Source organism: Cecembia calidifontis, from assembly GCF_004216715.1.
GTDB classification, from domain to species: domain Bacteria; phylum Bacteroidota; class Bacteroidia; order Cytophagales; family Cyclobacteriaceae; genus Cecembia_A; species Cecembia_A calidifontis.
In genome coordinates, this window is sequence record NZ_SGXG01000001.1 from 3,635,792 (window position 1) to 3,647,038 (window position 11,247).

At 40.3% G+C, this 11,247-nt stretch carries 12 protein-coding genes; 4 read left to right on the plus strand and 8 right to left on the minus strand.

Translation table 11 applies throughout. The features are described 5' to 3' along the window. Positions 1-68 precede the first annotated feature (68 nt). A complete protein-coding gene (locus BC751_RS15580; RefSeq protein WP_130276460.1) occupies positions 69-572 on the plus strand; it encodes a GNAT family N-acetyltransferase in 504 nt (167 codons plus the stop codon). Here the strand turns inward: BC751_RS15580 and BC751_RS15585 are convergent. Further along, positions 569-2,857, minus strand: a complete 2,289-nt coding sequence (locus tag BC751_RS15585) for a S9 family peptidase (RefSeq protein ID WP_130276461.1) — start codon at positions 2,855-2,857, stop codon at positions 569-571. The two genes, BC751_RS15580 and BC751_RS15585, sit on opposite strands and share 4 nt — an antisense overlap. A gap of 112 nt (positions 2,858-2,969) precedes the next feature. On the opposite strand from BC751_RS15585, the gene BC751_RS15590 reads away from it, so the two are divergent. From BC751_RS15590 to BC751_RS15600, 3 genes are read left to right on the plus strand one after another with little or no spacing between them, the layout of a single operon-like run. Then, a complete protein-coding gene (locus tag BC751_RS15590; RefSeq protein WP_130276462.1) occupies positions 2,970-3,752 on the plus strand; it encodes a hypothetical protein in 783 nt (260 codons plus the stop codon). A gap of 55 nt (positions 3,753-3,807) precedes the next feature. Then, on the plus strand, positions 3,808-4,242 hold the full coding sequence (parS, locus tag BC751_RS15595) for a type II RES/Xre toxin-antitoxin system antitoxin (protein WP_130276463.1): 435 nt from the start codon (positions 3,808-3,810) through the stop codon (positions 4,240-4,242). Continuing rightward, positions 4,242-4,700 carry an RES family NAD+ phosphorylase gene (locus BC751_RS15600; RefSeq protein WP_130276464.1) on the plus strand — a complete coding sequence of 153 codons (459 nt, stop codon included), beginning with the start codon at positions 4,242-4,244 and terminating at the stop codon, positions 4,698-4,700. Before parS ends, BC751_RS15600 begins: the two co-directional genes overlap by 1 nt. On the opposite strand, the gene trmB is transcribed toward BC751_RS15600, so the two are convergent. The 7 genes from trmB to BC751_RS15635 all read right to left on the minus strand — a co-directional run bounded on the left by trmB (position 4,666) and on the right by BC751_RS15635 (position 11,236). Beyond that, complete coding sequence (gene trmB, locus BC751_RS15605) at positions 4,666-5,352, minus strand: tRNA (guanosine(46)-N7)-methyltransferase TrmB (RefSeq protein WP_130276465.1); 687 nt, start codon at positions 5,350-5,352, stop codon at positions 4,666-4,668. The two genes, BC751_RS15600 and trmB, sit on opposite strands and share 35 nt — an antisense overlap. A gap of 2 nt (positions 5,353-5,354) precedes the next feature. After that, a complete protein-coding gene (locus tag BC751_RS15610; protein WP_130276466.1) occupies positions 5,355-6,644 on the minus strand; it encodes a bifunctional folylpolyglutamate synthase/dihydrofolate synthase in 1,290 nt (429 codons plus the stop codon). A gap of 4 nt (positions 6,645-6,648) precedes the next feature. Next, positions 6,649-7,608, minus strand: a complete 960-nt coding sequence (locus BC751_RS15615) for an energy transducer TonB (RefSeq protein ID WP_130276467.1) — start codon at positions 7,606-7,608, stop codon at positions 6,649-6,651. Between the two features lie 2 nt (positions 7,609-7,610). Then, positions 7,611-8,003 carry an ExbD/TolR family protein gene (locus BC751_RS15620; protein ID WP_130276468.1) on the minus strand — a complete coding sequence of 131 codons (393 nt, stop codon included), beginning with the start codon at positions 8,001-8,003 and terminating at the stop codon, positions 7,611-7,613. 2 nt (positions 8,004-8,005) lie between these two features. Beyond that, on the minus strand, positions 8,006-8,695 hold the full coding sequence (locus tag BC751_RS15625) for a MotA/TolQ/ExbB proton channel family protein (protein ID WP_130276469.1): 690 nt from the start codon (positions 8,693-8,695) through the stop codon (positions 8,006-8,008). 2 nt (positions 8,696-8,697) lie between these two features. Further along, the gene (locus BC751_RS15630; RefSeq protein ID WP_130276470.1) at positions 8,698-9,453 is read right to left on the minus strand and encodes an SPOR domain-containing protein; all 756 of its coding nucleotides are present in this window, start codon (positions 9,451-9,453) and stop codon (positions 8,698-8,700) included. Positions 9,454-9,547: 94 nt separating this feature from the next. Next, positions 9,548-11,236, minus strand: coding sequence for a TonB-dependent receptor (locus BC751_RS15635; protein ID WP_130276471.1), 1,689 nt, complete (start codon positions 11,234-11,236; stop codon positions 9,548-9,550). Between the last annotated feature and the right edge of the window lie 11 nt (positions 11,237-11,247).

Genomic DNA, 11,247 nt, shown 5'->3' on the forward strand with positions numbered 1-11,247 from the left:
AATTCTTGAAAAAGACCGGTAAAGATTTCAGAAATTGATTAGTTTCGGGAAGACAAACAGAAAACAGGATGATTACTATTACCCAGGCCAATTTATCAGACTTAAAAAAAGTTAGGGAAATTGCCCTTGTTACCTGGCCTAAAACATTCGGCAATATCCTTACACAGGAGCAGATAGCATACATGTTGGACTGGATGTATAGTCCCAAAGCCCTGGAGCAACAGGTTCTTGAAAAAAATCATGTGTTTTTACTGGCATCTGAGGGGAATAATAGCCTGGGGTTTTGCTCCTATGAACTGCATGCCAAAAGTCCTTCAAAAACCAAAATCCATAAGATCTACATACTTCCTGAGGCACAGGGAAAAGGGGTAGGAAAAAAACTTATTCAGGAAGTTGCCCGAATCGCAAAGAAAAATGGGGATACCCACTTATTTCTGAACGTGAACAAGTACAATCAATCTGCAATTGACTTCTATTCAAAAATGGGTTTCTATGAAGATTTCCGCGAAGTAATAGACATAGGCAAGGGATTTGTAATGGATGATGTGGTGATGGAAATGAAAATTATCTAATTCCACCCGTTGTAATGCAGCAGCGGCTCTTTGCCCAACAAATGTTGGATAAAATAATCCCAGCGCTTTTTGGTAAAATAATCTCCATTGGTCCGTCCAAAGCTGTGGTTTCTGCTTGGCCATATGAATAGGTCAAAATCCTTTCCTGCATTGACAAGAGCTTCTGCAAATTTATAAGTGGCAGAAGGGTTTACATTTTCATCTATGGCACCATGGGCCAACAACAGTCTTCCTTTGAGATTGGCCGCATTTGTAACATTGGATTGATCATGGTAAAATCCTCCTACAGGATAGCCCATATACATTTCAGGCCACCAGGCTTTTTCCATACGGTGGTCATGGTCACCTGCTGAGGCTACGCCCACTTTGTAAAAATCCGGATGCAAAAGCATGGCCCTGGCTGCATCATAACCTCCTGCTGAATGACCAAAAATTCCTACCCTATCGATATCCAAAAATGATACCTTTTCAGCTAATTCCCTGATGGCCAAAACATGGTCTGTAGTACCATCTCCCAGATTCTTGTAAGAGAAATTTTGGAAGACTTTTCCCCTACCCGCTGTTCCCAGACCATCCACAGTAACTACCACAAATCCCAATTCAGCAAAAGATTGTTGCAGGCCCATAACAGCAGCTTTGAAAGTTTTTGGGGTAATAGCGGTATGAGGCCCGGTATAGGTGTAGTCTATGACAGGATACCTTTTTCCCGGGTCAAAATCAGCTGGTAGAAAATAAACACCGTGGATTTCTGTTTTTCCATCTTTAGCCCTGGCCGAAAATGGCCTGGGAAATTGATAGCCTCTTCGGGTAAGATTGGAAATATCTGCCCTGGAAATCTCCATGATGACTTTTCCCGTTTCTAATTCCCTCAACACAGAGGAGGTGGGTTGGTCCACTTTTGACAAGTTGTCCACGAAAAAATACCTTTCCTTGGAAAATTGAATGTCATGGAAGGCATCCTCAGGTGTCAAAAGCGTCATTTCTGTACCATTCAATTTGATTTTATACAAATGCGGATAGTATGGGTTTCTTCCTTTTTCCCTTCCTGTAGCCTCAAAATAGAGCCAATCTTGTTTTTCATCCCAATGGTGAATTTTAGTCACCACAAAATTACCCGATGTCAATTGACGGAGTAAGTTACCGCTGCTCCTATCAATCAGGTACAAGTGTTTATAGCCGGATTTTTCTGATGAAATGATAAACCTGTCCTTTCCAATCTCCAGAAAAAGTTGGGTATTTTCGACAAATGTGTCAGATCGATCAGTAAACAGACTTTTAAAAGAACCATCAATTGCATTGATTTCTATAAAGTCCATCTGTTTGTAACCTCTTTGGAAAACCATCCCTTCGAGCTTATTACTATTTCCATTCCATCTGAAATTCAAACCCATGAAATGAGGGGCCTTAAGCGCTTGAATGACCGTTTCCTTTTTATTTTCGATATCAAAGATTACCGGTAAATAATAAACCACCGTAGTATCACCTGGTGAGCCTCTATAATAAGAGAGCAATTCCGGCCTGAATTTTTCATCCTGGCTGAAATCCAAGAGATACATTTTCTCAGCAAGGCGAAAGTCCACAATTTGGGTAAATAGCTTTTTTGAATCGGGAGACCAAGACACAAAGAACCTTTCCAACCTGTTTCCCACCTCACCTTTGATCAGATCACTCCAGCCATAACTACTTGCATATTCAAAATCCCTTTTACCGTGATGACTTAATTGTTCCACTTTTCCTGTTTCCAGATTTTCCAGGTAAAGGTTGAAATCTTTGGTGAAAGCTCTCCATTTTCCATCAGGAGAAATCCCATTAGGGTTTTCTTGTTTCTGTTCCACTGATGGTTTCAACGTATTGTTTTCTTTATCATAAACCCAGTTTTTATTGTCCCAGGTAAAGCTGATTCGGGATGCTGAATGAAATTTGAGCCCATGGATGGGAAGGTCCCTGTCATTGATGTCGAGGATACTAACTTCACCCATCAAGGCTGCAAGGCTCCTATGGTCAAAGGCCTCCCCTGTCACTTGTTTGGATACATCTGTATAAAAAAACTTTTTTCCATCTTGGGTATATGTCTGATGCCAAAATGCATTTTGCCCTTCCACCCAATTGGGAACAACTTCCAGATGAAAAATTTCTTTCTGAATATTGTCGCTTAAGAAGTAGGCAGCATTTCGGTAGACATCTTCACTAACTTGCTGGGCATAAACCCCTTGAGCCATTAAAAAACTATAGACAATAAGTAGCCCTTTCTGAATTTTTTTGGTGAAAGCGTGCATTTTATCCATTTCTTATCCGATTAATCTGCATGATATTAGACAATTATCCTTTAATTTTAATCCCATCTTGTTTGAATGGGAAATAGGCTATTTCAACTGAATTTTTACCAAATCGAAGAATATGAAGCAATTTGATCCCAACCATATCCCTGGGATTTACAATTGGTGCGACAGGTGGTGTGAACGCTGCCACATGACTTCCAGGTGTTACCTTTATGCGCAGGAGCAGGAAGACAGGGCCATCATGGAAAGTGACATGGATGAAGATGAAAAGATGGAAAAAATGAGGGAGAAAATGATGGAAACCTTGGAAATGCTCAATGAAGCAGCAGAGGAATTTGAAATGGAATTAAATGATATGGAGGAGGAAAATGAAGAAGAACAAGAGGAGACCATGCATGAGCATCAGATTACACAAATCAAAATAGAAATCCATCCCTTATCAGACCTAAGTGAAGCATACATGGATGCCTGTATGGCCTGGATCAAAAGCAAAAGACAGGATCCGATCATTGGACCAATGCTCCTAGGAAATTTACCTGAAGGAATCCGTAATGAGATAGATATTGAAAAATTAGAAAAAGTCATCAAACACCTGGAGTCCGTTCAATGGTACCAGACCATGATTCCTGTCAAATGCAGAAGTGCCCTGAATTATCTTGCCGACAAATCTTTTTGGGATGATTATCCGGTAGAGGAACGTGGCTACAATGGAACGGCTAAAGTAGCATTGATCTGCATCCAGAACAGTATCAATGCCTGGCAGGGAATTCTCTTTTGGTCTAATGAGGAAGAAGAATTTATCCTTCCTATATTGGATAAATTGGTGCAAATAAAGCAAATGCTGGAAGAAGAATTTCCGGATGCCTATAAATTTATCAGGCCGGGATTTGATAAAAATTAGAAAGAAATTTGAAAATCAAGCGAAAAAAATTAAATTTGATTAAATAATTTATCAAATGAGAAATTACTCCGAAATGATTGATACACTGACCAAGGATAAGTTCAAAAATATAATGGAGGAGCCTATGGATATCTATATAGTAGCCAATCAGGGACTTGCTGCCTCTTATTTATCCAAATTCAAGGATGCATTTTCATTGGGTTTATCCCAGATAGCGTCCATCCTTTCCACTTCAGAGCCCACCTTGTACAGAAGAATCAAAGAAAACAAATCCCTCCCTAAGCAAGAAGCCATCAAATTATTGGAAGCTACGGATATGTTTTTTTATGGTGAGGAGGTAATAGGAAGCAGGGAAAATTTCTTCAAATGGATGGAATTGCCAAATACGGCTTTAGGGGGGCTTACCCCCATGGAAGTGATCAGCTATCCTGAGGGCATTTCCAAAGTCAGGGATTTATTGCATAGAATAGAATACGGCGTGTACAGTTAATGGAGGTTTTTCGACTGACAAAATCCATATATGCCAGGGACCTGAGCGGTACAGGGGCTGCAATGGCGGGAGGAAGATGGAATAAAAAAGGAAGGGCTGTGGTATATACCTCAGAAAATACAGCCCTGGCTTTGCTTGAAATCGTGGTTAATATACCACCTATGTTCCAACCGGACCTACAGCTAATTACTTTAGAAATACCGGAAGACAAAATCCAAATCATCGATAAAGCACAATTACCGGACAATTGGTACCACTACCCAAGTCCCAGAAGCCTAAAAGAGCTGGCAGAGCCATTTTTTAAAAACTTGGAAATTCTTGGAATCAAAGTTCCTAGTTCCATCGTGCACAACCAATATAACCTGATTCTAAATCCTCAAAGCCCCTACTTCAAGGAGGTCAAGATAATTGCCCAAACTCCCTTTATTTTTGATCCCCGTCTTTATCGATCGGTTTAAACTGAAATTTCAGATACTTGATTTTCTCCCCTTTTTCACTGAAGAGTTTTTCATATTTTGTTTTAATGCCATGGTGCTCATCTTTCCAGGGAGATGCATAAAAGTCATGGGTATGGAGAATTACTTCACAATCCTCTCTTTGCTTTACCACATCCAAGGTATAATCAAATAATCCAGTGTTATCAGTTTTAAAATGAACAATCCCATCCTCCTTGATCAATGGCTTGTACATATCCAAAAATCTTGGGGAAGTCAGTCTTCTTTTTTCATCTCCATCTCTTGGAAAAGGATCGGGAAAAGTAATCCATAACTCTGAAATTTCTCCCTTTTCAAAGAACTTATCCAAAACCTGGATTTGTGTCCTCAAAAAAGCAACATTTTCCAAACCTTCTGCAATCGCTACGGTGCTCCCCTTCCAGATACGGGCTCCTTTGATATCAACGCCTATGAAGTTTTTTTCCGGATATTGCCTGGCCAATCCCACAGTAAACTCCCCCCTGCCACATGCCAATTCAACCACGATTGGATTACTGTTTAAAAATTGAACGCAATTCCAATTTCCTTTGATCTTTTCAAAAATCTCTTTTCCCTGTTGGACAACGTTTCTGTTCTTTTCGTTCTCTTTGAACCTTTGCAGTTTCTTTCTGCTCATGCTTATAAATCCTTGATTTCGGCGACCACAAAGGTACTGCCCCCGATGAATATTAAGTCCTCTTTACTTGCTTTTTTCTTTGCCCAAGAGATGGCATCGTTGACATCTTTGATCACAATTCCATCCAATCCAAATTCCTGGGCTTTCAGATAAAGCTCATCTGCAGGCATGGCCCGTGGTATGTTTGCCTGACAAAAAATATATTTAGCATCCTTGGGAAGCAGGCTTAAAACTTTGGAAACATCTTTATCATTGACCATACCTATAACCATAAACAGCTGATTATAGGGATATTCATTGATTTGTTTTAAAATATATTTGATACCATCCTCATTATGTCCTGTATCACAAATGATCCAAGGAGCGTTACCCAAAATCTGCCATCTTCCTTTTAGACCAGTGTTTTTTATAACATGGGACAAGCCTTTGGAGATATCTTCATCTGAAATCTGAAATCCTTTTTCTTTCAAAATTTCCAATGCCTGAAGGATTCCGGGAAGATTATTCTTTTGATAATTGCCCAATAACTCCAACTCCAGATTCTTCATCTCCCCTTTGTGGATTACTTCAAAAAGGCTCTTTTTGTCTGAAGTTTGCCCCAAAGGTCTGATCTGAAAAGCGCTTTCTGCAAAATAGATGGGGGCATGCTGAACAGCTGCTATCCTTTCAAAAACATCGGTAGTTTCCTCTTGTTGGGTACTGATGACAACAGGTGTATCCTTTTTGATGATGCCTGCTTTTTCTCCTGCAATTTTCTCCAAGGTATCTCCGAGAAATTGCATATGGTCAAATCCGATATTGGTAATGACAGCCACTTCCGGGTTGATGACATTGGTACTATCCAACCTCCCCCCCATACCCACTTCTATAACTGCGATATCCACCTGTTCTTTGGCAAAATACCAAAATGCCATGGCCACCGTCATTTCAAAAAAACTGGGCTGAAGACTCTCCAAAAAAGATTTATTATCAGCTACAAAACCCACTACAGCTTGTTCAGGGATTTCCTCTCCGTTGATTTTTATCCTTTCTGTGAAGGATTTAAGGTGTGGAGAGGTATATAGCCCAACTTTGTAACCAGCTTCCATCAAAACTGAACAAATGGAATGGGAAGTACTTCCCTTGCCATTTGTCCCTGCAACGTGTACACTTTTGAATTTTTGCTGAGGCTGCCCGAGATGTTCACACAATGCAAGTGTGTTCTTCAGGTCTTTTTTAAAAGCCGAAGCACCCACCCGTTGAAACATGGGCAATGCATTGAACAAAAAGTCCAATGTCTCCTGATAGTTCATGAATTTAATCTACTTTGATGATAAAAGTGATTCTTCCTGTTGAATAATCTGCAGTTGCAGCTCCGGCTTGTCTTCGGAAATTGATCTGATTGACTACTGTTCTGTAATAAGCCAAAACTTCATTGGATACATTATATTCAATAGGAACTGCCTGAACAATCCTGCCTGTATCATCCACTGTAATCCTAAAAACAATCCTACCGTTTCTTGTTGAAACATTGTCCCTGATATTTGGCCTGGATGCAAAATCCCATCCGGCCAATTCCAAATTATAACCTGAAGCAGGTCCTGGTGCACCGGTACCTGTTCCTGAACCCATCAAAGCCCTTCCATCTACTGTTCCTGTTGGCTTACCTTCATCCCCTTTTTGGGTTGAACTTCCCTGTGCGGAACCTTGTGCAGGTTGGTTGCCTGTCCCGGTCGTCCCACCCGCTCCAAAAATTGCCCTTTGGTCAATTTTTGGTTTCTCTTCTGCTTTGGTAGTGGTTTTCTCGGCCTCAGCTGTAGCAGGCTGGGTTACCGGCGTGGTTTCTTTCTTCGCAGGACTGGGATCTTTTACTGCAGGTGAAGGTTTTTCACTTGCTTTGACAGTACTTGGAAGCTTGCTTTGGGACTCGTAGGTATTTTTCGAAGGAGCAGACTTAGGTTTAGCAGCTTCAGTTTTGGGCTGGGTTACCGGCACACTTGATTCTGTTGGCTTAGGAGCCTGTTCACCCGGAGCCGGTGCCTCGGTATTGTTAGTTTGTACCTCAGATGGAGGTGCGGTAGTTTGGTTATTCCCACTTCCCAAATCCGTGAATCCCAGGTTCAGTTCCATACCATATTTTGGTAAAGGTGGAACCTGCTCGCGCCAAACGACAATAAAGTATATGGCCAGTAGCACCAAAATATTGACTAGAATGGTGATAATTAGCGCTTTCCTTTTATTCTCGCTTTCCTGGCTATCAATTTCCCAAAGTTGCATAATTACTTATAGGGTTTTGTGGCGATCGAAACATTTGCCTCTAAACCAGCGGCAATACCGCCTATTTCAACCAGATATTCAACTGGTACCTCTTTATCAATGTGCAGGACAACCTGTCCTTTTTTGTCCTGCAACAATGCAGTGAGCTCAGGTTTGATCTGATCCCTGGACACTACCCTATCATTAACGGAAAACTTCAGGTCTTTGGTTACTGTAACCGTAATTTCCTGCATGACAATGTCTGAAGCTTCACTGGAAGGTAAGTTGACAGGTAGCCCTGAAGGGGTGATAAAGGAAGATGTCAGCATGAAGAATATCAACAAAAGGAAAATGATATCCGTCATGGAGGACATGCTGAAAGCAGCATCAACTTTATGTTTTGACTGTAAAGCCATAATTATTTATCCTGCAATAGGTCAATAAATTCAACGGAAGTATATTCCATACTGTGGATCAATTTGGAAACCTGGGTAACCAAATAATTATAACCTAAATAAGCGACAATACCGACCACCAGTCCTGTTGCAGTCGTTATCATAGCTTCATAGATACCAGTGGAGAGCAATTTGGGAGATACCATTCCTTCCTCCTGTGCCACCCCGATAAATGCCCTTATCATACCGGCAACCGTTCCGAGGAATCCGATCATCGGTGCAGCGCCGGCCACAGTGGCCAATAGACCAAGGTTTTTCTCCAATTTGTAAATCTCTATTTTACCCACATTTTCAATAGACACCTCAATATTTTTCAAGGGACTTCCAATCCTTTCCAAACCTTTGGCAATCATGTTTGCCACCGGTGTATTTTCTCCCTGACATAACATTCTGGCCTGATCGATTTTTCCACCCTGAACGAGGATCTTGATCTGGTCCATCAAATGTTTGGGTGACTTGGAGGCTTTCCTAAGGGTAATCACTTTTTCTACAAAGATGAAGATCGCCAATACAAATAAGATGTAAAGGGGAATCATCATGTAACCACCTTTGATCATTAAGTCCAATAAACCTATGCTTTGTCTGCCAGGTTCCATAACTGATAGCGTATCGGCCATCATTTGGCCATCTGTACTGATTTGTGTTAGAATCATATTTAGTATTTCAAAATCCAGATTGATTCACCAAACTCTGCCCTGCTTTTTTCCATAGCTGTAGAAGCTTCGCCGAAAGTAGAGAATTGGCCTATAGATAAACGGTAATTGGTGTTGTCTCCGTATGGATAAATTACCCAAACATCGGTGTTTTTTTGTTTTAGGTTTTCAGCTTGTTCGAGTGCGACTTTTTCCGAAGGAGTGCTTGATACAATTAAATAATATTGTACAGAAGTGCCCCTTTGGGTAACTTTGATTACATTTCCTGTTTTGGTAAAAGTTGGTGAAACTTGCTGCGGAATACTTTCAATGGTCTCATCTTCATCTTTAGCCTCATTGACCGGTTCCTCTACAGCATTCAATGTATCTTCTTCCTTCACTATGTCATCCTCCTCTACTTCTACACTTTTCTCCACCAACTCAAGGCTGGAAGGGGAACTGCTTTTCAATTCTGTTTCAGGTAAAAAATACAAGAAGTATGCCATTGCTGATAATATGATTAAAATCAACATGACCAAAGAAAACTGCAACGGAAGCTGGCTTCTTTTTCTTTTTTCTGAAGGAGCATGGCTAACAATCTGCTTTTCCATTTTGGCAGTTGTTTCTTCTGCCTCTCCGGATTTCTTAATTTCGATTTTTTCAGTGATTTCCGGCTTTGATTTTTTTTCTTTGGCCTTCAATGGCGTAATTTCAACAAAAGGAAAGCCGTAATCGCTTTCGTTTTGTTCAGAGAACTTGTCCTTATTTTCTTCCGCCATAATTTAATCTTCTAATTCATCACGAAACTATGAGATTTGAACCAAATGACAAACGGTATCAAATTCTGTTATGCCAAATCTTTGATAATATTTCTTAAAATTTGAAAGTTAAACCTAAAATTCCCTGGATTCCCCTCACAGGGTAATTCAGAAATCGCTGGTTATTTCTATTCAAGAGGTTATTACCAACTGCAAATGCAGAAAACCTATCCGTAATTTGATAATCTGCTTTAAGCTGCAAATCTAAAATAGCCGGCAACTGTTTGAGATTGGTTTCCTCCGGCCCAAAGTTAACCAAACCCTGTATACCTCCCATCAAATTTGCATTGAATTGGAGCAGCAATTGTTCTACGGGCATAAAGTTGTTATTGATACTTACCTCCCACTCTGGACGCATGAATGCTGCTCCCAAAGTACTGGTGTTATAGTAATAATAATTAGCTGAGGCTATCAAACGGTAAGTTTTATCAATATGCCAACCTACTTTTGCATTATAATTTACAACCCTTGTATCATCATCATAAACAAGGTTGAACCTCAGGGAATCGGAAGGACTGTTGATAAAGAAATGCATATTGGTAAACTTTCCAAATGCCAATCCTGCTTCATAAGTCAGTTCGTCATTCAATACCCCTTTGATTCCTGCTTTGGCTTTATAATTCTGAATGGTGTTCAATAACCTTTCACTTGGACCTAAAAATGGGTTTTCCTGGATGAAATCCCAATATGTCTTTCTTATCACATCCCCTTCAAATCCAGCATAAACACCAAACTGATCTGCCAACATATAGTGGGCATCTACTTGGGGAAAGAGATGGAAGTCGGATCTTTTATTCAAAGCTTCATCATTTTCGAAGACGATATTTGCTCCAGCTTTGACATAAATTCCGGATTTTTTGTACTGGACAAATGGATTGATCCGGAAATAATTTCTATTGATATCCTGGTAAAATTCATCTTTGGGGGAAGTCAGGGACATATCCATGTGGATTCCTGTGCTCAAATCATCATCAAACCAAAAGTCCCCTTTTGCTTTTATGCCGAATTCGTTCTCCCTTGCCTCAAATTGGTCATTGAATGTCCTTACAAACAATCCAGCATCATAATTGAAATTGTCCATCTTATCAATGTCCTGTATTCCTGCACGTAGCTTGAAATTATTCAGTGTGTTTTGGTTAGGAATATAATCGGCCAAGAATTCATTGTTAGGATCATAACCGTAAAACTTGAACTGATGCCTATCATAATCTAGCCCTCCATACAGTTGAAAATAATCTTTGAAAAGGCTACCATCCAATTTTACCTGGGTAAAGTTTTCTGCTGAATTGCTACCGTCAACAGGTCCTGTGTAAAAACCTTCATGCTTTACCTTAACACCAAAATTGTAATCCTCTTCTTCCCAGTGATTGTACCTGGCTTCCAAAATAGGAGAAGTGTAATTGCCAAATCCAAGCCTTACAAAACTAGGGAACAGTTCTTCTTGATTTTTGGGCCATTGCTTTTGTGCAGCCTCAGGCCTAATCACTTCAGGAGGAAGAGAAAGGAAATAGGGCTGAACGGTATAATTAAAAGAACTACTGGATTTAGGGGTAGGCAATACTGGAACTCTTTCGAATTTCCTGGGCTGTTTGGGCAATGTTAAAACCCTATCCTTCCGGATGATAAATTCCTGATCCCTAACCTCACCTGCCTGTTGGGCAAAAAGTGCCGATTGATATCCAGAGAAAGCTATTGCCAAAAAGAATTTGGCAGAACGCATCCATGATTTGTTTAAGTTTACCATATCCCTGAATA